Origin of the sequence: Allobosea sp. LjRoot90 (assembly GCF_964254315.1) — a bacterium.
Taxonomy (GTDB): Bacteria; Pseudomonadota; Alphaproteobacteria; order Rhizobiales; family Beijerinckiaceae; genus Allobosea.
In genome coordinates this window covers 1-20,505 of record NZ_CAXUTF020000006.1, presented here as the reverse complement: position 1 = coordinate 20,505, position 20,505 = coordinate 1, and the positions used below count along the sequence as shown (strand labels likewise).

Below are 20,505 nucleotides of genomic sequence, written 5' to 3'. Positions count from 1 at the left end.
ATGAACGCCCCCGTGAAGCCCGGCGCCTTTCGCGTCGAGGCCCTCCTTCCAACGCCACCGTCCGAAGCGATCATCCGCTTCGAAGCGGTGGGCAAGACCTTCGCCGGCCGTGACAGCCAGGAGCCGGTGACAGCGCTCGCCGGCATCGACCTCGTCGTGCCGCGCGGCGCCATCGTCGGCGTGATCGGCCGCTCCGGCGCCGGCAAGTCGACGCTGATCCGCCTGGTCAACGGGCTGGAGCGAGCCACCTCCGGCCGCATCCTGATCGAGGGCGAGGACGTCACCAATCTGACAGAAGCCGGCTGGCGCGAACGCCGGCGCGCCACCGGCATGATCTTCCAGCATTTCAATCTGCTCTCCTCGCGCACGGTGTTCGACAATGTCGCGCTGCCGCTGGAGATCGCCGGCGTGCCGCGGGCGAAGATCGAGGCGCAGGTCAGCCGCCTGCTGGATCTGGTCGGGCTCGCCGACAAGCGCGAGCGCTACCCGGCCGAACTTTCGGGTGGCCAGAAGCAGCGCGTCGGCATCGCCCGCGCCTTGGCGACCGAGCCGAAGGTGCTGCTCTGCGACGAGGCGACCTCGGCGCTCGACCCCGAGACCACCCGCGCGATCCTAGCCTTGCTCAAACAGGTCAATCGCGAGCTCGGCATTACCATCCTTTTGATCACCCACGAGATTCCGGTGATCAAGGAGATTTGCGACCGCGTCGCGGTGATCGAGGGCGGCCACATCGTCGAGGAGGGCGATACCTTCGAGGTGATGACCCGGCCGCGCCATACGACCACGGCGAGCTTCGTCGAGGCGGTGACCGGCGTCGAGGTGCCCGAATACCTCGCCGGCCGCATCCATGCGCAGGCGCGAACCGGCGACAGCGCCGTGCTGCGCATCGCCTTCACCGGCGAGAATGCGACGACGCCAGTGATCAGCCGTCTCAGCGCCGTGATCGGCGTCGACGTCAACATTCTCGCCGGCCGTATCGATGCGATCGGCGACAAGCCCTTCGGCAGCCTGCTGGTCTCGGTGCCGGCGAGCGAGCCCGAACTCGCCGCTGTCTTCGGCGCGCTGAAATCCCTCGGTCTCAAGGCGGAGCTGGTCGGCCATGTCTCCTGAACTCATCCGCCTGATCATCGAGGCGACCGGCGACACGCTGCTGATGGTCGCGATCGCCGCCGGCCTCGGCACCGCGCTCGGCCTGCCGCTCGGCGTCTTCCTGGCGACCAGCAAGAAGGGCGAGCTCTTCGCCGCGCCTGCGGTCAATGCGGTGCTCGGCGCGCTGGTCAATGCGACGCGCTCGACGCCCTTCATCATCCTCGTCGTCGCGATCATCCCGTTCACCCGGCTGATCGCCGGCACCTCGATCGGCACCTTCGCCGCGACGGTGCCGCTGACCGTGGCGGCGACGCCGTTCATCGCCCGCCTGATCGAGGGCGCGATCCGCGAGGTCGATCAGGGGCTGGTCGAAGCTGCCCGCTCGATGGGCGCGACCCCGCTGCAGATCGTCCGCAAGGTGCTGGTGCCCGAGGCGTTGCCGGCGATCGTGCTCGGCCTGACCTTGGCGCTGGTCAGCCTGCTCGGCTTCTCGGCCATGGTCGGCGCGGTCGGCGGCGGCGGGCTCGGCGATCTCGGCATCCGCTACGGCTATCAGCGCTTCATGCCGGATGTGATGGCGATCGTCGTCGCCGTGCTGATCGTCCTCGTCCAGACCGTGCAGAGCGTCGGGGACCGGCTGTCGCGCCGCCTCAACAAACGCCTGCGCCACGCCTGATCGATTCCGTTTCCGACCCATTCAGTTCACCAAGGAGCTATCATGTCCGCCCTCTTCAGCCGTCGCCTCGCGCTCGGTCTCGCCGCCTCGCTCGCCTTCGCTGCCCCGGCGCTCGCCCAGCAGAACCAGGTCGTCCGCATCGGCGCCTCGCCTGGTCCGCATGCCGAGATCCTCGAGAAAGTGAAGCCTATCGCCGCCAAGAACGGGCTCGACCTCAAGATCATCGAGTTCTCCGACTATGTCGTGCCGAACCAGGCGCTGGCCGCCGGCGAGCTCGAGGCGAATTCCTTCCAGAACCAGCCCTATCTCGACAACCAGGTGAAGGACCGCGGCTTCAAGCTGGTCAGTGTCGGCCTGACCGTGAACTTCCCGCTTGGCATCTACTCGTCGAAGTACAAGAGCTGGACCGAGGTGCCGGATGGCGCCACCGTCGCGATCCAGAACGATCCGACCAATGGCGGCCGCTCACTGCTCCTCCTGCAGGACAAGGGCGTGATCAAGCTCAAGGACGGCGTCGGCTTCAAGCCGACCGTCGCCGACATCGTCGGCAACCCGAAGAAGCTGAAGATCATCGAGATCGAGGCGGCCCAGACGCCGCGCTCGCTTCCCGACGTCGCTGCCGCCGCGATCAACACCAACTACGCCGTCGACGCCAAGATCGAGCCGACCTCGGCGATCCTGCGCGAAGACCCGAAGGGCCCCTATGTCAACCTGATCGCCGTGCGCGAGGTCGACAAGGACAAGCCCTGGGTCAAGGCGCTGCTGGCATCCTATCACACCCCCGAGATCAAGGCCTTCGTCGCCGAGCGCTTCAAGGGCTCGGTTCTCGCCGGCTGGTAAGGCTCCTCCCCCTGGCCGTGGTCACGGCCGGGCACCTGCCCCGGAAGCGCAAGCTTCCGGGGTTTTTCGTTGGCGTCACACCGACAGATACTGCGCCCGCACCGCCTCGTCGGCCTTGAGCTCGTCCATCGTGCCGGTGAAGCGGATCAGGCCCTTCTCGATGATGGTGGCGCGGTCGGCGACCGAGCTGGCGAAGTGCAGGTTCTGCTCCGAGATCAGCACCGAGAGCCCTTCGCTCTTCAGCGCCAGGATGGTCTTGGCCATCTCCTCGATGATCACCGGGGCGAGGCCTTCCGAGGGCTCGTCGAGCAGGACGAGCTTGGGATTGCCCATCAGCGTGCGGGCGATGGTCAGCATCTGCTGCTCTCCGCCGGACATCGCCCCGCCCGGCCGGTCGCGCATGCGCCCGAGATTGGGGAAGAGCTGGAACAGGCGCTCCGGCGTCCAGTGCGGCGCGCCCTCGCGCTTGGGCCTTTGCGCGACGGAGAGGTTCTCCATCACGCTGAGTTCGGAGAAGACACGCCGCTCCTCCGGCACATAGCCGATGCCGAGGCGGGCGATCTCGAACGGCTCGCGGCCGACGATGGTATGTCCCTCGAAGACGACGCGGCCGGCCTGCGGCGGCACCAGCCCCATCACCGCCTTCATCGTCGTCGACTTGCCGGCGCCGTTGCGGCCCATCAGCGCCAGCACCTCGCCGCGGCCCATCGAGAAGCCGACGCCGTGCAGGATATGGGCGCGGCCGTAATAGGCATTGAGCCCTTCAATCTCGAGCATCAGTGGCCTCCCGAGGTCGCGCCGGAGCCGAGATAGACCGCGCGTACGGCCGGATCGTTGCGGACCTCCTCGGCCCGGCCCTTGGCGATCAGCTTGCCGCGGTCGAGCACCAGGATCGCGTCGGAATGGGCGAAGACCACGTCCATGTCGTGCTCGGTGAACAGCACGGCGATGCCGCGCTCCCTGGCGATCTCGGCGGTCAGCGCCATCAGCGCGATGCGCTCCCGCGGCGCCATGCCGGCAGTCGGCTCGTCCATCAAAAGGAGCTTGGGCCGGTTCGCGATCGCGACCGCGAGCTCGACCCGCTTCAGGTCGCCATAGGCGAGCACGCCGCAGGCGCGTTCGGCCTGGTCGAGCATGCCGACCTGCTTCAGCAAAGCGTCGGCCTCGGCGACATGGCGGTCCTTGGCCCGGCCGAACAGCGTCCAGGTCTCGCCGGCATGCGAGATCAGCGCCATCTGGACGTTCTCGCGCACGCTCATCGAGGCGAAGGTCGCGGTGATCTGGAAGGTACGCCCGACCCCGAGACGCCAGACCTCGCGCGGCTTCAGGCCGGTGATCGTCCTGCCGTCGAAGATCACCTCGCCGCGGTCCGAGGGCAGCTGGCCGTTCAGCATGTTGAAGCAGGTGGTCTTGCCGGCGCCGTTCGGGCCGATCAGCGCCAGCAGCTTGCCGGCCTCGACCGAGAAGCTGACATCGTCGACGGCGCGCACGCCGCCGAAGGATTTGCCGAGATTGCGGACTTCGAGGACCGGCGTCATCGGGCGGGCTCCGGCGCAGCGGTGACGGGCGGAGCGGGCTCGGCCTCGCGGCGTCGTTCTGACAAGGCGAGCGCCGTGCCGACGAGGCCGCGCGGGAACAGGATGACGAGCAGCACGATCGAGGCGCCCAGGACGAAGCGCCAGTACATCGTCGCCTTCATCAGCTGCTCCTGCAGGCCCATGAAGGCGAAGGCGCCGACGATCGGGCCCGACACGGTCTGGACGCCGCCGAGCAGCACCATCAGCAGCCCGTCGACCGAGCGCGGGATCGCCATATAGGTCGGGAAGACCGAGCCCTTGAAGAAGGCGAAGAGGGCGCCGGCGATGCCGGCGGCGAAGGCGGCGATGATGAAGGCGATCCACTGGATGCGCATCACTGGCAGGCCGATCGCCTCGGCCCGGAGCGGGCTGTCGCGCCCGGCCCGCAAGGCATAGCCGAAGGGCGCGAAGACGACGACGCGAAGACAGAGGATCGCGGCGACGCAGATCGCTAGCGCCAGGTAGTAGTAGACCAGCTTCGAGCTCGCCCAGGCCGCCGGCCAGACGCCGAGAATGCCATTGTCGCCGCCGGTGACGTCGACCCATTGGAAGGCGGTCGCCCAGGCGATCTGGGCGAAGGCGAGCGTCAGCATGGCCAGATAGACGCCAGACAGTCGTACGCAGAACCAGCCGAAGACGAAGCCGGCGATGCCGGCGAGGAAGGGCGCGAACGCGAGCGCCGGCAGCATCGGCATGCCCAGCCATTTCACCGCCAGCGCCGCGCCATAGGCCCCTAACCCGAAATAGGCGGCGTGGCCGAAGGAGGCCATGCCGCCCGGCCCCATCATGAAGTGCAGCGATGCCGCAAAGAGCGCGAAGATCGAGAGCTCGGTCAGCGTCAGCAGCCAATGGTCGGCGACGATGAAGGGCGCGAGCAGCAGCACGGCGAGTGCCGCGAGCCCGATCAGCTTGACGTTCGCGCTCGCCGGCAGCAGCAGCGGTTCGACCGGACCATGTGCATGGGCGCTGCCGACCGGGCGCTTGCCCATCAGCCCATAGGGCTTGATCACGAGGACGACGGCCATCACCAGGAAGACCAGTACCAGCGTGATCTTCGGGAAGACCAGAATGCCGAAGGCGTGGATGACGCCGATCAGCACGGCCGCGAGATAGGCGCCGGTGACGCTGCCGAGCCCGCCAACGACCACGACCACGAAGGCCTCCGAGATCATCGACAGGTCCATGTGCAGGTTCACCGCCTCGCGCGGGAGCTGAAGCGCTCCCCCGAGCGCGGCGAGACCGGCGCCGAAAGCGAAGACCGAGGTGAAAAGCAGGCGCTGGTTGACGCCGAGCGCGCCGACCATCTCGCGGTCCTGCGTCGCGGCCCGCACCAGCGTGCCCCAGCGCGTCTTCTGGAACAGGAACCAGAGCAGGCCGAGCATGATCGGCCCGACCACGATCAGGAAGAGCTCGTAGCTCGGGAAACGGCTGCCCATCAGCACGACGAAGCTCTTGAAGCCGGGGGCGCGCGGGCCGAGCTTGTCCTCCGGCCCCCAGATTCCGAGCGCGATGTCCTGCACCATCAGCACCAGGCCGAAGGTGGCGAGCAGCTGGAACAGCTCGGGCGCCTGATAGATCCGGCGCAGGATGACGATCTCGACGATGGCGCCGAGCGCGGCGACGATCAGCGCCGCCAAGAGCACGCCGCCCCAGAAGCCGAGCACGTCGGCAGGACCGAAGCGCGAGACCAGCGTGAAGGCGAGATAGGCGCCGAGCATGTAGAACGAGCCATGCGCGAAGTTCACGATCCGCGTCACGCCGAAGATGATCGACAGCCCGCAGGCGACGAGGAAGAGCGACGAGGCCGAGGCCAGGCCGTTGAGCGTCTGCGCGAAGATCAGATCGATCATGCCAGGTTCCATCGAAACAGGCGAAAAAGGGCGCAATCCTCCCGCGGCCGCAGCGGCATGCCGCGGCCGGGTAGCTTAATCTAGATCAGGTCGAAGCCTGGCGCTTCAGCCCGCCGGGCGAAGCGTCTTCACCTCTGCATCGGACGGCAGGTACTTGGCGCCGTCGGCATAGCGCCAGTCGACCATCACGCCCTTGCCGTCCTTGACCGCGGTCTTGCCGACATAGGCGCCGAGCGTCGACTGGTGGTCGGAGGCGCGGAACTCGACCGGGCCGAAAGCCGACGAGAACTTCAGCCCTTTCAGGGCATCGACCAGCTTCTCGGTGTCGGTCGTGCCGGCCTTGGCGAGGCCCGCGGCGATCGCGTTCATGGTGTCATAGCCGACCACCGAGCCGAGACGCGGATAGTCGTTGTACTTCGCCTTGTAGGCATCGCGGAACTTGACGTGCTCGGGCGTCTGGATCTCGGCATGCGGATAGCCGGTGACGATCCAGCCGACCGGCGTCTCGGCGCCGAGCGGATCAAGATATTCCGGCTCGCCGGTCAGCATCGAGACCACCGTGCGGCCTTCGAACAGTCCGCGGGTGTTGCCCTGGCGGACGAAGTTCGAGAGGTCGGCGGCGAAGGTGACGTTGAAGATCGCATCGGGCTTGGCCGCCTCGAGCGCCTGCACGGTGGCGCCGGCATCGATACGGCCGAGCGCCGGGAACTGCTCTGCGACGAACTCGACGTCCGGCTTGGCCTTCTTCAGCAGTTCCTTGAACCACTTCACCGCCGACTGGCCATATTCGTAGTTCGGCGCAACGAGCGCCCATTTCTTGGCCGGGAGCTTGGCCGCTTCCTCGACCAGCATCGCCGCCTGCATGTAGGTCGAGGGCCGCAGGCGGAAGGTGTAGCGGTTGCCCTTGGCCCAGACGATCGCGTCCGAGAGCGGCTCGGAGGCGACGTAGAGCCGCTTGTTCTGCAGGGCGTAGTCGGCGATGGCGAGGCCGACATTGGAGAGGAAGCCGCCCGAGAGCAGGTCGACCTTCTCGGCATTGATCAGTTCGCCGGCGAGGCGGACCGAATCCTCGGGTTTGCCGGCATCGTCGCGGAACAGTGTCTCGACCTTGCGGCCGAGCACGCCGCCGGCGGCGTTGACCTGCTCCAGCGCCAGCTCCCAGCCCTGGCGATAGGGCTTCAGGAAGGCCGGCTGCGAGGTATAGCTGTTGATCTCGCCGATCTTGATCGGCGCGCTTTGGGCGCGCAGCAGCGATGGCGTGGCCAGCGTGACGGCGCCGAGCGCAGCTCCGCTGACGAATTGGCGACGGTCCATTCGATGGCTCTCCCGTTGATCGCTCGACTTACGCATTCACAGCCCCTCGCTGCGCGATTTCCTACCGTAGGCCAGTGCAGTGCGCTGCAACAAGCCGGGGTGAAAATTCGTTTGTATGCGTATGAAATCTCCGCTGCGTTTCGCAGTTTGTCAATCGTCGAAAAACAGGCGGGGCTGCTGCCGGCTTGGGCAGCGGCCATCGCGTCGGCCAGCGGAGTGTCAGGCGGACTGCTTTACGCCTTGCCGGGCCGCGAGTGTCGCCTCGATCGCCTCGACCACGCCGACGAGCTCGGCGATGCTGTCGATGACGTAATCGGCGCCGGCTGCCCGTAGCTTTGCCGCTGCCTCGCCGCGCAGCTTCTGCTGCTCGAGCAGAGGCAATTCGTTCCACTCGGCCAAGGAGAGGCCGACGCAGTTGCCGGAGACGGCAAGTCCCACCGTCCAGGTGCCGGCAGCGGCGCCTTCGGCGATGCCGGGCTCGGTGTCGTCGACCTTGATGACGCTGGAGGGCGGGTAGACGCCGAGATCGGCGAAGCAGCGATACATCATCAGCGGGCTCGGGCGGCCTTCGACGAGGTCGCCGGCGCAGACGAGATTATCGGGCACATAGCCCTGCGCCGCCGCGGCCGGCAGCAGCCGTTCCATGATCTCGCGGGTATAGCCGGTGGTCGAGCCGATCTTCAGCCCGCGTCGGCGCAGGTTGGCGATGTTGTCGGCGGCGCCGGGAATGAGATCGGCGTAGTCGGTGACGACGGACGCGTTGAGCGGCACGAATTGCTCGTAGACAGCATCGATCGCGGCCTCGCCCGGTATCTCGCCATGGGCGGCACGCCAGGCCTCAGCGATCGTCGGCTCGACCATCAGCGCGGCGATATGGGCGCGCTTCGGCAGGCCCATCGGGCCGCGCGCCTGGGGAATCGTGATCGTGACGCCGAAGCGGGCGAAGACCTCGACGAAGGCGCCCATCGGGGCGCGCGAGCCGAAATCGACGACGGTGCCGGCCCAGTCGAGCACCACCGCCTTGACGGCGTGGAAGGGAAGCAAGGACTGCGCGCTCATCCGAACATCTCCGCAATGGTCTCTTCGCCGATGGCGAAGGAGGTGGACGCTCCCGTCCCCGAGGTAACGATGACCAGGCTGACGCGGTCGGAGACCGTCTCGCGCAGCATCGGCCGGTCGGGCAGGCTGGCATAGGTGCCGAGCCAGCGCGCCTCGACCGACGGGCGGGCGCCGAACACCGCCTGGTATTCGTCGAGGATCAGCTCGTCGACGTCGGTGTCGCCGAACGGGTCGGGCGTTGCGGCATAGTGATGGGAATCGCCGACGACGCGGGTGCCGTCGGCCGAGGCGACGGTGATCAGATGGATGCCGTTGGCGAGCTGCTCGGGCTGCTCGCGCTCGAGCCGGGCGCGTAAGGACGCGGCCTCCGGCAGCTCGGCATAGCCGAGATAGCGCACCAGCGAGAGGTCCGACATCACCGCGCAGGGCAGGTCGGGGCCGGATGAGGCGGTCCGCACCCGCAGCATCTGCAGCTTGCAGCGCGTCAGCTCGGGATAAGCGGCCTTGAGCGCGTCGGCATGGAGGCCGGTGAAATCGTTGCCCGGGCAGATGATTGCGGCGTCGGCTCGCAAGGGCCCGGCCGAGGTCTCGATCACCGGCAAGGCCACGCCGCGCACCGTCGTACCGCGCAGGATCGTGACGCCCCAGTCACGCTCGAGATGGGCGGCGAGCAGCGGGATCGCCTCGCGCGATTCGACGCGCAGATCATGCGGGCTCCATAGCGCCGCTTCCTGGTCGGCAAGGAAGGGAAAGCGCTCGCCGAGCGCGGAGCCAGTGACGAGTTCGCAGCCCTCACCCATCTCGGTCTTGAGGAAGGCTTCGAGCACGGCGGTCGCCTCCGGCCGGCGCGAGGTCGTGCACAGCCCGGCATGGGCGATGGCGATGCCGGCCTTCGGCGCGATCTCGGCCCAGACATCGCGCGAACGCTTCGCCCGCCGCCAGGTCTCGCCAGCCTGCTGGCCGGTCACGGTGATGAAGCCGAAATTGCGGATCGAGGCGCCGTTCGCCTGCGCGTCGCGGTCGATCACCACGACCTTCAGCCCGCGCCGCGCTGCCGCGAGCGCGTGGGCAAGGCCGACGATGCCGGCGCCGACAACGGCGAGATCGAAACTACGCTCCACTGGCTTCTTCCCTCGGCGCGGCGATTCGCGCCCATGCCAAGTCAGGCCGCTTAAGGCCGTTGCAATGCAGAACTGTGACGAAGTGCGGTTCGCAGCCGGCTCATTGCACGTCAGGCGTGCGGCAAGGCGTGCTCAGGAGCGGCCACCGTCGACCGAGAGGATCTGGCCTGTGATCCAGCCTGCCTGCTCGGAGAGAAAGAACAGGCTGGCATTTGCGATGTCCTCGGCCGTGCCGAGTCTGCGGGTATGGATGCCCTCGATCAGCCGCTTCTGGCCGTCCGGGCCATAGGATTCCCATTGCCGCTCGGTCGCCGGGTTGGAGCGGACGAAGCCGGGCGCGACTGAATTCACGGTGATGCCATGCGGCCCGAACTCCCAGGCGAGCTGCCTGGTCAAGCCGACGAGCGCATGCTTGGCGCTGGCATAGGCCTGGATGCCGGTCAGGCTCGGTCGCAGGCCGGCGCCTGAGGAGATGTTGACGATGCGGCCGTATCCGGCCTGCTTCATTGCCGGCGCGGCGGCCTGCGACAGGAAGAAGGCGGCGTCGACATTGGCGGCGAAGACCGCACGCCAATCGCCCTCGGAAATCTCCTCGATCGGCCGGCCGACCTGTCCGCGCACGCCGCCGGCGGCATTGACCAGGAGATCGAGTCGGCCTTCGCTGGCGAGGATCGCGTCGACCAGTTCCCGCGTGGCGTCCGGGCTGCCGAGATCGGCGACATGGGCGCTCGCGCCGAGCGCCTTTGCGCTGGCGGCGACGCCGTCCGCATCGAGATCGGCGAGGTGAACGCGGGCGCCGGCCTCGACAAGCGCGGCAGCGATGGCGCGGCCGATGCCCTGCGCTGCGCCGGTGACGAGGGCTACGCGGCCGTCGAAGCGGATCTGCATTGGTCGATCAATACCTTCAATGTGTCTGATGACATCGGACGGCGTCCGTCCTCGATGTCGCGGATCAGGGCGACCAGCGTCTCGAGCGCCGGCGTGGCGACGCCGACCTCGCGGCCGAGCGTCGAGATAATGCCGATCTGCGGCCCGCCTTCCGTCTTGCGCTTGCGCACCGCAAGATCGCGCCAGATGCCGGAATGGGTCTTGGCGGTCTTGGAGGTGTAGTCGGCGAGCCAGGCGATCGTCTCGACCTGCGGGCCTTCGGGCGTGCCCGGCGCGAATACGGTGGGATCAAAGCCGCCGAAGCCGAGCGAGGTGACACCGCGTGCTGCCGCGACCGCGCCGACCTCGCGCCCGAGCGCGAGCCAGACCGGCAGCCGCTCCGGATCGGCGAAGTTCGCCGACATCGAGTCATTGGTCAGGGCGGTGCCGAACAGCATGGCGCCATAGGCGAGCTTGCCCCAGAGATAGCCGTAGATGTTGTCGGTCAGGACCGCGTCCGGCTCGAAGATCTTGAGCAGCCGGTGCATCTCGCGCACGCGCGACGTCTCGACACCGTCGAGCTCTCCGACGACCACGGCGCCGCGATTGCCGTAGAGGATCTCGCCCGGCCCGTGCCAGTCGGCGCCGAAATTGACGAAGCAGCCCATGGTCCGCTGCTCGCCGATCGCCTTGGCGATGACGATCTCGTTGAGCCCGTTCTGGGCCGACAGCACGAAGCCATCGGCGGCGAGATGCGGCTTCAGGGCGGCAAGTGCGGCTTCCGTCGCACCAGCCTTCACCGCCAGCACGATGCGTGAATAGGTGCCTGTCAGTTCGCCGGGCGTCACCGCCGGCACGACCTGGTGGAACTCCTCGACCGGTCCGGTGATGGAGAGCCCCGATGTCCGGCAGGCCTCGACATGCTCGGGCACGATGTCGACCATCAGCACCGGCACCCCGGCCCTTGCCCAATAGGCGCCGAGCGTGCCGCCGATCGCGCCGGCGCCCCAGATCAGGATGGGTTCGCTGCTCATGCCTGCCCCATCACCTCGACATCGGCATGGGTTCCGACATGGACGAGCCCGTCCGGCGTCACCCATCCCCGATACATGCCGTCGGTATTGTGCGGCGCGACGATCGTGCCATCGGCCCCGACCGCGACGAGGCCGGCTCCGATCTTGTGGGCGGTGAGCTCGGCGATGGCGCGATCGGATGCTTCCTTCAGGGAGAGGCCGGCATAGCCGATCAGCGACGCGATCTCGTGGCCGATGCAGTAGCGAATGAAGAACTCGCCCTTGCCCGTGCCCGAGACGGCGCAGCGCCCGTCGCGGGCATAGGTGCCGGCGCCGATGATCGGGGAATCGCCAACGCGCCCCACCGGCTTGTTGGTGTAGCCGCCAGTCGAGGTCGCGGCGGCGAGATGGCCATTAGTGTCGAGCGCGACCGCGCCGACGGTGCCGTGCTTCTCGGCCTCGCTCGCCTCGCCAGCGGTGCCGACGAGCTCGCGGATCTTCATCGATGCCAGGTTCTTGCGGCGCCGCTCGGTCGAGAAATACTCGTTATCGACGATATCCAGCCCTTCGGTCTGGGCGAAGGCGTCGGCTGCCGGGCCGGTCAGCAGCAGCGGATCGCCCTGATGCATCAGCGCCTTGGCGGCGCTGATGGGGTTGCGGATGCGCTTGACCGCGCAGAGCGCGCCGGCGGCCAGCGTCGAGCCATCCATGATCGAGGCGTCGAGCTCATGCTCGCCATCGGCATTGAAGGCAGCGCCATGGCCGGCGTTGAAATGGACCGAATCCTCCATCACCAGCACCGCCGCTTCGACAGCGTCGACCGCGCTGCCGCCCTTGGTCAGGATCGCCCAGCCGGCGCGCAGCGACTTGGCGAGATGGGCCTTGGCCTCGGCCCATTCGGCGTCGGTCATCTCGGCCTTGGGCAAGGTGCCGCAGCCGCCATGGATGGCGAGAGCGATGGTCATGATGAAATCCTTGAGGCAATCCCCTCTCCCCTCGGGAGAGAAGGTGTTTGCGAAGCAGACGGATGAGGGCAGTGCGACTGGGTGAGAGCCGGGCAGGTCGAACCTGCCCTTCCCTCATCCGTCAGCGCTTCGCGCTGCCACCTTCTCCCTCGAGGGGAGAAGGTGGGGAGCTCATTTCACAGGCTTGATGTCCATCGCCAGCGTGTCCTCGTCGACGCGCGGGCGGATCGTCACCTTGGCCTTCTGCATCGCCCAGGCCGAACCGACGGCGAGGATCGGCAGGCGTGGCCGGTCCTTGGCGACGATGGCGTTGGCCTGCGCCAGGAGGTCGTTGCGCTTGGCTTCGTCCATCTCGATCGCGGCGTCCTCGATCAGCTTGTCGAGCTCGGCGTTCTTGTAGCCGAGCACATTGAAGGCGCCGAGCTTCTTGGCCGGGTCGTTCGAGTGCACGACCGAGGAGAGGGTGTAGTTCGCCTCACCCGTCAGCGTGCCCCAGCCGGACATCGCCAGCGAGAACTCGCCGCGGGTCCGCGCCGGGAAGAAGACAGCGCCGGGCTGGGCGTTGGCGTTCACCTCGATGCCGATGCGGGCCAGCATCTGCGCGATCGAGGTGCCGACCTGACGGTCGCCCGGCAGGCGGTCATTGGTGAACGAGAACGAGACCTTGAAGCCATTGGGGTAGCCGGCTTCCTCCATCAGCTTCTTCGCCTTGGCGAGATCAGGCTTCAGCGGCGGCAGGCTCTTGTTGTAGCCGGCGATATCGGGGGTCACCAGCTGGCTGACGGCTGAGCCGAGCCCTTCCATCGCGATCTCCACCAGCGCCGGCCGGTCGATGGCGAGGTCGATCGCCTCGCGCACCTTGACGTCCTGCAGCGGGTTCTTCGGCAGGGCTGAGCCGTCCTTGGCGCTGACCTGCGGGGACTTGTCCCGCATGTCGAGCTCCATGTTGAAGACATAGACCGTGTCGATGGTGGTGACCGAAAGCTTGGCGTCGCGCTTCAGCGTCGGCACGTCGGAAGCCGGCGCACGCACGATGATGTCGACCTGGCCGGCCTTGAGCTGGGCGACGCGGGCGGCGTCGTTCGGCAGCTCCTTGCGCAGCACGCGCTGCCACGGCTCCTTCTCGCCCCAATAGCCGTCGAAGCGCTCCAGCACGAGCTGGTCCTTCGGCGTCCAGGACACGAACTTGTAGGGGCCGGTGCCGATCGCCGCCTTGCCTGTGTTGAAGGCGTCGTTGGCATTGTCCTTGGTCAGTCCGGCCGCCGCCTTGTGCGAGACGATGAACAGCCGGATGAAGTCGTTCGGCAGGTTCGGCGCCGGGCCGTCGGTGACGATGTGGACGGTGAGCGGATCGACGATCTTCACCTCCTTGACGCGCCGGACATAGATCGTCGTCGGGTTCGGGCCGGCGACCACCGGGATGCGCTCGATCGAGAACTTGACGTCCTCGGCGGTGAAGTCGGAGCCGTCGTGGAACTTGACGCCGGAGCGCAGCTTGAACTCCCAGACGCTCGGCTCGATCGCCCTCCAGCTCGTGGCGAGCCGCGGCTCGATCTGCAGCTTCTCGCCCGACCAGGTCAGCGTGTCGAAGACATGCTTCAGCGCTTCGGCATGGGTGCCGGTGGCGGTGAAGTGCGGGTCGATCGATTCAGGTCCCGCCCGCACGCCGATCGTCAGTGTCTGCGCCATTGCGGCGCCGGAGAGCGGGAGTCCGATGAGGGCCGCGAGAGCGGCGGTGCGCCATAGCGGGGAGCGACGGGAGGACGAGGTCATGACTGGGGGCTTTCGGGTTCGAGGTCGGCAGGCCAGGTCGAGGAGGCGATCACCATCTTGTCCATCAGCTCGCAGAGCTGCTTCTGCTCGGCTTCCGTGAGGGCGGACAGCATCGCGGTCTGCTGTCCCTCCATCATCGGCATGGTCTCGTCGAAGATGGCGCGCCCGGCCGGCGTCAGCGCCAGCACATAGCTGCGCAGGTCGTCCGGATCGGTCTCGCGCTTGAGCAGCCGTCGCTGCAGCAGCTTCTGGATCGCCCGCGAGAGCGTGTTCTTCGGCAGGCCGGAGGAGGAGACGATGTTCTTGGCCGCGACGCCGCCTCTGAGTCCGACGGCATAGAGCGCGACGAATTCCGGCCGCACCAGACCATAGCGCGTCTCGATCCAGCGGTAGACCGGATCGTTGAAGCGGAAGGCGATGAAATTCAGCCGGAAGGACAGCCAGCAGGGATTGTCCCAGAGCTTGGTGACGATCAGGGGATCGAGCTCGCGCAGCGCCATCTCCCGGTCGCGATCGAGTTTGGACAAGGAAGTCGGGGCTCGTGCCATCTCGGACATCCTATTTAGTTCCATATGGAACTTGACGGTCTCTTATACCGCTGTCAAGGATGACGCGGTCTCGCCGAAACGCAAGGATCAGCACCGTGCTCGTCGCCCGGATGAACTGGATGCAGATCGAAGAGCAGGCGAAGCGCGACGATCGCTGCGTGCTGCCGCTCGGCTGCGTCGAGCAGCATGCCTATTTGAGCCTCGCCACCGACGCGATCCTGTCCGAGCGCGTCGCCGCCGAGGCGGCCGAGCCGCTCGGTATCCCGGTCTTTCCGGTGCAGGCCTATGGCATGACGCCGGGCTTCACCGCCTATCCCGGCACGATCTCGCTCAGGATGACCACTTACATCGCGCTGATCGAGGATCTGCTCGAAGGTGTTTACCGTTCCGGCTTCCGCCGTATCGTGCTGGTCAATGGCCATGGCGGCAATTCGCCGGTAATGACGGCAGTGATCGAATGGATGGGCAAGCGTCCCGACGCCAGCGTCAAGATGCATAATTGGTGGGCCGGCCCCCGCTTCCAGGCGGCGGTGAAGGCGGTCGACCCGGCTGCCTCGCATGCCTCCTGGATGGAAAACTTCCCCTGGACCCGCCTCGAGGGCGTGACCCTGCCGGATACGGTAAAGCCGCCTTTCAACGCAGCACTCTATCACGCCGCCAATCCGCAACGGAAACGCGAGATTCTCGGCGACGGCAACTTCCATGGCCGCTATCAGCGTCCGGACGAGGAGATGCTGGCGCTCTGGGCAGTCGGGGTCGAGGAGACGCGTGCCGCCATGGTCGAGACCTGGCCGTGAGATTTTCACTGGGACGGCATAGATGCTGACCCACATCGCCGAGCGCATCCTGCAAGCCCTCGCCGTCATGCTGGTCATGTCGGCGCTGGTCTTCGTCGGCGTCTATGCGATCGGCAACCCGATCGACGTGCTGATCGGCCCCGATGTCAGTCAGGACATCAGACTCGAGACCATTGCCCGCTACGGGCTGGATAGGCCGCTCTGGGAGCAATATTTCACCTTCCTCAGCCGCGTCCTGCACGGCGATTTCGGCCGCTCCTTCGTCTTCGGCATGCCGGTTCTCCAGCTCATCCTGTCGCGCCTGCCGGCGACGCTGGAGCTGACCCTCGCGGCTGTACTGAGCGCGGCGCTGATCGGCATACCCGCCGGCATCTATGCCGGCTACCGGCCGGAGAGCGTGCTTTCCAAGACGATCATGGCGCTGTCCATTCTCGGCTTCTCGGTGCCGACCTTCTGGATCGGCCTTGTCCTGATCATGACCTTCGCCGTCGAGCTGCAATGGCTGCCGGCGGGCGGGCGCGGCGAGACTGCCTCGCTCTTTGGTGTCGGATGGAGCTTCCTGACGCTTAATGGGCTCTCGCATCTCTTCCTGCCGGCGCTGAACCTCGCCTTCTTCAAGCTCGCGCTGATGACGCGCCTGGCGCGGGCCGGCACGCGCGAGATCATGCTGACCGATACGGTGAAGTTCGCCCGCGCCGCCGGCATCTCGGAGAGAGTCATCCTGCGCCGGCATGTGCTGCGCCTGATCTCGATCCCGCTCGTCACCGTCTTCGGCCTCGAATTCGCCTCGACGCTCGCCTTCGCGGTGGTCACCGAGACGATCTTCTCCTGGCCGGGCATCGGCAAGCTGATCATCGACTCGATCCAGTCGCTCGATCGGCCGGTTATGGTCGCCTATCTGATGCTGGTCGCCTTCGTCTTCATCATGATCAATTTCCTGGTCGACCTGACCTATTTCGCGCTCGACCCGCGCCTGCGGAAGGGCCGGACCGGATGAGGACGGAAACGCCCATCGCCCGCTTCTGGAGCGAGTTCCGCGAGAGCCGGGTTGCGGTCGCGGCGCTCGTCGTCGTCGTCGTGATGATCGGCGTTGCCCTACTCGCCCCGCTGATCGCGCCGCAGAACCCCTATGATCTCGCCAAGCTCGTGCTGTCCGATGCCCGCCGCCCCCCGGGCTATGTCGGCTCCAGCGGCTACACCCACTGGCTCGGCACCGACGCGCAGGGCCGTGATCTGCTCTCCGCCATCCTCTACGGCCTGCGCATCTCCCTGCAGATGGGACTGGTCGCAGGCGCGGTCGCCTTCACCATTGGCGTGACGCTCGGCATCTCCGCCGCCTATCTCGGCGGACGGCGCGAGGCCTTCATCATGCGCGTCATCGATCTGCAGCTGGCTTTCCCGGCGATCCTGCTGGCGCTGGTGATCTCGGCGCTGCTCGGCCAGGGCAAGGCGCAGCTCATCACCGCGCTGGTCGCAGCGCAATACGCCTATTTCGCCCGAACCGCCCATGGCGCGGCCTCAGCCGAGCGCGGCAAGGACTATGTCGAGGCGGCACTCTCGACGCCGCTGCCCGCTTGGCAGGTGATCTGGCGCCACATCCTGCCGAATTGCCTGCCGCCTTTGATCGTGGTCGCGACCGTGCAAGTCGCGAGCGCCATCGCGCTCGAGGCGACGCTGTCCTTCCTCGGCGTCGGCCTGCCGGTGACCGAGCCCTCGCTCGGGTCGCTGATCGCCAATGGCTTCCAGTATATGCTGTCCGGTCGCTACTGGATCTCGATCTATCCGGGCCTCGCCCTGATCCTGCTGATCGTCGCGATCAACCTGGTCGGCGACCAGATCCGCGATCAGGTCAATCCGAGGCTGAAGCGATGATGGAGCATGGCACCACATCGCTGACGTGCTCCGCACTCACCCCTCCCCCTCGTGGGGAGGGGCAGGGGTGGGGGGCGAACGACTGGGTGAGCCCTCGCCAAGCGGAACGCCCCCCATCCCCATACCCTTCCCCACGAGGGGGAAGGGAGGCGCGTCATTCTTCGCCCGAGAGGCTGCGATGACTGACGCCCCCCTCCTCGAAATCAGCGACCTCACCACGCAGTTCTTCACCCGCGCCGGCGTGGTGAAGGCGGTCGATGGCGTCTCCTTCTCGCTGCGTCGTGGCGAGGTGATGGGGCTCGTCGGCGAATCCGGCTCGGGCAAGAGCGTCACCGGCTTCTCGATCATTGGCTTGATCGATCCGCCCGGCCGCGTCGCCGGCGGTTCAGTCAAGCTCGATGGCCGCGAGCTGGTCGGCCTGCCGCCGGACGAGTTGCGCAAGCTGCGCGGCCGCGTCGTCTCGATGGTCTTCCAGGACCCGCTGATGACGCTGAACCCGGTTCTGACTATCGGTGAGCAGATCAGGCTGGCGCTGGAGGCGCATGAGAAGGTTTCCGGCGCGCAAGCACGCCAGCGCGCCATCGCCGGCCTCGCGCAGGTCCGCATCCCCCGCCCGGAAGCGACGGTCGATTTCTACCCGCACCAGCTTTCCGGCGGCATGCGCCAGCGCGTCGCCATCGCGATCGCGCTGCTGCACCACCCCAAGCTGATCATCTGCGACGAGCCGACGACCGCGCTCGACGTCTCGATCCAGGCCGAAATCCTCGTCGAGATGAAGGAACTCGTCGCCGAACTCGGCACCGCGCTGATCTGGATCAGCCACGACCTCGCGACCGTCGCCTCGATCGCCCAGCACGTCGCGGTGATGCGGCTCGGCAAGATCGTCGAGGCGGGGCCGACCCTCGACGTGCTGACGCGCCCGCAGCACGCCTATACGCGGGCGCTGCTCGACGCGCTGCCCTCGCGTGCCAAGCCGGGCGAGTTCCTGCTGCGTGGTGGCGGTGTGCCCGATGCCGTGCCGCCCGCCCGCAAGCCGGCGGCCACTGCTGCCGCGCCGGTGCCTGGCGCGCCCTATTTCATCGCCGATCGCGTCAGCAAGCGCTTCGAGTCACGGCCCGGCGCCCTGCGCGCACTCGGCCAGAGGTTCGGCATGCTGCAGCCGCCGCCGGCGGTGATGGCCGTCGACGAGGTCAGCCTGACCGTGCCGCGCGGCGAGGCGCTCGGGCTGGTCGGTGAATCCGGCTCCGGCAAGTCGACGCTCGGGCGCATGGCTGCCGGCATCTACGCGCCATCATCGGGCACGGTCCGCTTCGAGGGCTGGCCGGTGATGAGTGAGGGGCAAGGGCCGCGCAAGCTCACCACCCGCATCCAGACCATCTTCCAGGACCCATTCGCTTCGCTCGATCCGCGCATGCGCATCGGCGACGGCATCGCCGAGGGCCCGCTGGCCCATGGGCTTATCGGCAAGGCCGGCGCTCGCGACTATGTCCGCGATTGGCTCGCCGCGGTCGGGCTCGATCCAGCCTTCGCCGACCGCTATCCGCACCAATTCTCGGGTGGCCAGCGCCAGCGCGTCGCCATCGCCCGCGCGCTCGCCATGCAGCCCGATCTCGTCGTCTGCGACGAGCCGGTCGCCTCGCTCGACGTCTCGATCCAGGCCCAGATCATCAATTTGCTGATGCGCCTGCGGGCCGAGCTCGGCCTGACCCTGATCTTCATCTCGCACGACCTCTCGGTGGTCAGGCATCTCTGCGACCGGGTCGCGGTGATGTATCGCGGCCGCATCGTGGAGGAGGGGCCGGCGGGCGAGGTCTACGACAACCCGCAGCACGACTACACCAAGCGGCTGCTCGCGGCCGTGCCGGTGCTGCCCGAAGCGGCGACCTGAGCTTTAGGAGGAACGCCATGACCGAACTGAAACCCTGGCAATGGCCGGAGGAGACCTGGCGCAGCAAGGTCGAGCAGGTCCGCGCCGGCCGTAATCTCAAGCCGAAGACCTGGCCGGGTGGGGCTCGCTGCGCCGTGGCGCTTTCCTTCGACGTCGACCACGAGACCAATGAATTGCGCGATGGCGGCAAGTCGGTCGGCCGGCTGTCCTGGGGCCAATACGGCAACCGCGTCGGCATGCCGCGCATCCTCTCGATGCTGGCGCGCGAGGAGATCAAGGCGAGCTTCTTCGTGCCGGCAGTGACAGCACTGCTCTATCCCGAGGAGCAGCGCCGCGTCGTCGCGGAAGGCCACGAGATCGGCCTGCACGGCTGGATCCACGAGGTCAACACGGCGGTGCCGCCCGAGGCGGAGCGCGAGCTGCACCTGCGCTCGGCCGATACGCTGGAGAAGGTCACGGGCGTCAGGCCGGTCGGCATGCGCACGCCGTCCTGGGATTTTTCCGAGGTGACGCTCGCCATCGAGCGCGAGCTCGGCCTGATCTACGATTCATCGCTCTTCGCCGATGACGACCCTTATGAGCTGATCGAGAAGGGCGAGCCGACGGGCATGGTCGAATTGCCGGTCGAGTGGATCCGCGACGACGCCGTCTATTTCAACATGAACCGCTTCCAGGCCCTGCGGCCCTATACGGCGCCCGAAGCTGTGTTCGACATCTTTAAGCGCGAATTCGACGGCGCCTACGCCGAAGGCGGGCTTTTCCTGCTCACCATGCACCCGCACATCATCACCTATCGCTCGCGCTTCTGGATCCTCGAGGAGCTGGTGCGGCACGCCAAGGCGAAGGGCGATGTCTGGTTCGCGACGCATGCCGAGATCGCCGCCTATGTGAAGGCGCAGGCGGGGCTCTGACAGGCGCAGAATATCGGGCTGGATGCCGCTGGGTCAGCGGAACCATGCCCGATTTCGGCCGTTTTCGGTTCATTCGGAATTCAGGGCGCGGGGGCGTTCATGTCCGGAAGAACAACTGGAAACGGATGTCATGATGCGCACGAAAAACCTGCTCCTGCTCGGCACTCTCATCCCCGCCATCACGCTGTCGCAGGGCAGTTTCGCCGCTCCATCGCTCCAGCTCGCCCAAGCCCAGTCGGGCGATGACGACCGGCCGGACCCGCGCCGTCAGCGGCCCGGCGGACAGGAGCGCCCCGCCCCCGGTGGACAGGAACGCCCCGGCCCACGGCCTGCTCCAGGCCAGCC

General features: G+C 67.2%; 20 protein-coding genes. 9 read left to right on the top strand and 11 right to left on the bottom strand.

The annotated features are described in order from the left end of the window. From ACSQ3M_RS20745 to ACSQ3M_RS20735, 3 genes are read left to right on the top strand one after another with little or no spacing between them, the layout of a single operon-like run. A complete protein-coding gene (locus ACSQ3M_RS20745; protein WP_436151969.1) occupies window positions 1-1,110 on the top strand; it encodes a methionine ABC transporter ATP-binding protein in 1,110 nt (369 codons plus the stop codon). Continuing rightward, window positions 1,100-1,765, top strand: a complete 666-nt coding sequence (locus ACSQ3M_RS20740; RefSeq protein ID WP_126114307.1) for a methionine ABC transporter permease — start codon at window positions 1,100-1,102, stop codon at window positions 1,763-1,765. The genes ACSQ3M_RS20745 and ACSQ3M_RS20740 overlap by 11 nt, the downstream gene beginning before the upstream one ends. A 42-nt stretch (window positions 1,766-1,807) precedes the next feature. Then, complete coding sequence (locus tag ACSQ3M_RS20735; protein WP_436151968.1) at window positions 1,808-2,605, top strand: MetQ/NlpA family ABC transporter substrate-binding protein; 798 nt, start codon at window positions 1,808-1,810, stop codon at window positions 2,603-2,605. 75 nt (window positions 2,606-2,680) lie between these two features. On the opposite strand, the gene ACSQ3M_RS20730 is transcribed toward ACSQ3M_RS20735, so the two are convergent. The 11 genes from ACSQ3M_RS20730 to ACSQ3M_RS20680 form a co-directional block, all read right to left on the bottom strand. Then, window positions 2,681-3,385: an ABC transporter ATP-binding protein gene (locus tag ACSQ3M_RS20730; protein WP_436152250.1), complete on the bottom strand. Its 705-nt coding sequence runs from the start codon at window positions 3,383-3,385 to the stop codon at window positions 2,681-2,683. Then, a complete protein-coding gene (locus ACSQ3M_RS20725; protein WP_436151967.1) occupies window positions 3,382-4,143 on the bottom strand; it encodes an ABC transporter ATP-binding protein in 762 nt (253 codons plus the stop codon). The genes ACSQ3M_RS20730 and ACSQ3M_RS20725 overlap by 4 nt, the downstream gene beginning before the upstream one ends. After that, a complete protein-coding gene (locus ACSQ3M_RS20720; protein WP_436151966.1) occupies window positions 4,140-6,032 on the bottom strand; it encodes an ABC transporter permease in 1,893 nt (630 codons plus the stop codon). Before ACSQ3M_RS20720 ends, ACSQ3M_RS20725 begins: the two co-directional genes overlap by 4 nt. Window positions 6,033-6,137: 105 nt before the next feature. Next, window positions 6,138-7,346 carry an ABC transporter substrate-binding protein gene (locus ACSQ3M_RS20715; RefSeq protein WP_436151965.1) on the bottom strand — a complete coding sequence of 403 codons (1,209 nt, stop codon included), beginning with the start codon at window positions 7,344-7,346 and terminating at the stop codon, window positions 6,138-6,140. 219 nt (window positions 7,347-7,565) lie between these two features. Further along, entirely contained in the window at window positions 7,566-8,405 is an 840-nt protein-coding gene (gene phnX / locus ACSQ3M_RS20710; protein ID WP_436151964.1) for a phosphonoacetaldehyde hydrolase, read from the bottom strand. Continuing rightward, window positions 8,402-9,526 (bottom strand): TIGR03364 family FAD-dependent oxidoreductase, encoded by a 1,125-nt coding sequence (locus ACSQ3M_RS20705; protein ID WP_436151963.1) that lies wholly within the window; start codon window positions 9,524-9,526, stop codon window positions 8,402-8,404. Before ACSQ3M_RS20705 ends, phnX begins: the two co-directional genes overlap by 4 nt. 132 nt (window positions 9,527-9,658) lie before the next feature. Then, a complete protein-coding gene (locus tag ACSQ3M_RS20700; RefSeq protein ID WP_436151962.1) occupies window positions 9,659-10,414 on the bottom strand; it encodes an SDR family NAD(P)-dependent oxidoreductase in 756 nt (251 codons plus the stop codon). Next, the gene (locus ACSQ3M_RS20695) at window positions 10,387-11,427 is read right to left on the bottom strand and encodes a ketopantoate reductase family protein (RefSeq protein WP_436151961.1); all 1,041 of its coding nucleotides are present in this window, start codon (window positions 11,425-11,427) and stop codon (window positions 10,387-10,389) included. The genes ACSQ3M_RS20700 and ACSQ3M_RS20695 overlap by 28 nt, the downstream gene beginning before the upstream one ends. Continuing rightward, the gene (locus tag ACSQ3M_RS20690) at window positions 11,424-12,374 is read right to left on the bottom strand and encodes an isoaspartyl peptidase/L-asparaginase family protein (protein WP_436152249.1); all 951 of its coding nucleotides are present in this window, start codon (window positions 12,372-12,374) and stop codon (window positions 11,424-11,426) included. Before ACSQ3M_RS20690 ends, ACSQ3M_RS20695 begins: the two co-directional genes overlap by 4 nt. A gap of 168 nt (window positions 12,375-12,542) precedes the next feature. After that, window positions 12,543-14,144, bottom strand: coding sequence for an ABC transporter substrate-binding protein (locus tag ACSQ3M_RS20685; protein WP_436151960.1), 1,602 nt, complete (start codon window positions 14,142-14,144; stop codon window positions 12,543-12,545). Further along, window positions 14,141-14,671, bottom strand: coding sequence for a MarR family winged helix-turn-helix transcriptional regulator (locus tag ACSQ3M_RS20680; protein WP_436151959.1), 531 nt, complete (start codon window positions 14,669-14,671; stop codon window positions 14,141-14,143). The genes ACSQ3M_RS20685 and ACSQ3M_RS20680 overlap by 4 nt, the downstream gene beginning before the upstream one ends. Window positions 14,672-14,787: 116 nt before the next feature. On the opposite strand from ACSQ3M_RS20680, the gene ACSQ3M_RS20675 reads away from it, so the two are divergent. The 6 genes from ACSQ3M_RS20675 to ACSQ3M_RS20650 form a co-directional block, all read left to right on the top strand. Then, window positions 14,788-15,489, top strand: coding sequence for a creatininase family protein (locus ACSQ3M_RS20675; RefSeq protein WP_436151958.1), 702 nt, complete (start codon window positions 14,788-14,790; stop codon window positions 15,487-15,489). Between the two features lie 22 nt (window positions 15,490-15,511). Then, window positions 15,512-16,486, top strand: a complete 975-nt coding sequence (locus ACSQ3M_RS20670; RefSeq protein WP_436151957.1) for an ABC transporter permease — start codon at window positions 15,512-15,514, stop codon at window positions 16,484-16,486. Next, a complete protein-coding gene (locus tag ACSQ3M_RS20665; protein ID WP_436151956.1) occupies window positions 16,483-17,361 on the top strand; it encodes an ABC transporter permease in 879 nt (292 codons plus the stop codon). The genes ACSQ3M_RS20670 and ACSQ3M_RS20665 overlap by 4 nt, the downstream gene beginning before the upstream one ends. A 178-nt stretch (window positions 17,362-17,539) precedes the next feature. Continuing rightward, a complete protein-coding gene (locus ACSQ3M_RS20660; RefSeq protein WP_436151955.1) occupies window positions 17,540-19,249 on the top strand; it encodes a dipeptide ABC transporter ATP-binding protein in 1,710 nt (569 codons plus the stop codon). Between the two features lie 17 nt (window positions 19,250-19,266). Then, window positions 19,267-20,160 carry a polysaccharide deacetylase family protein gene (locus tag ACSQ3M_RS20655; protein WP_436151954.1) on the top strand — a complete coding sequence of 298 codons (894 nt, stop codon included), beginning with the start codon at window positions 19,267-19,269 and terminating at the stop codon, window positions 20,158-20,160. A 130-nt stretch (window positions 20,161-20,290) separates the two neighbouring features. After that, window positions 20,291-20,505, top strand: a 215-nt coding sequence (locus tag ACSQ3M_RS20650; RefSeq protein ID WP_436151953.1) for a hypothetical protein, incomplete at its 3' end; no start/stop codon positions are given.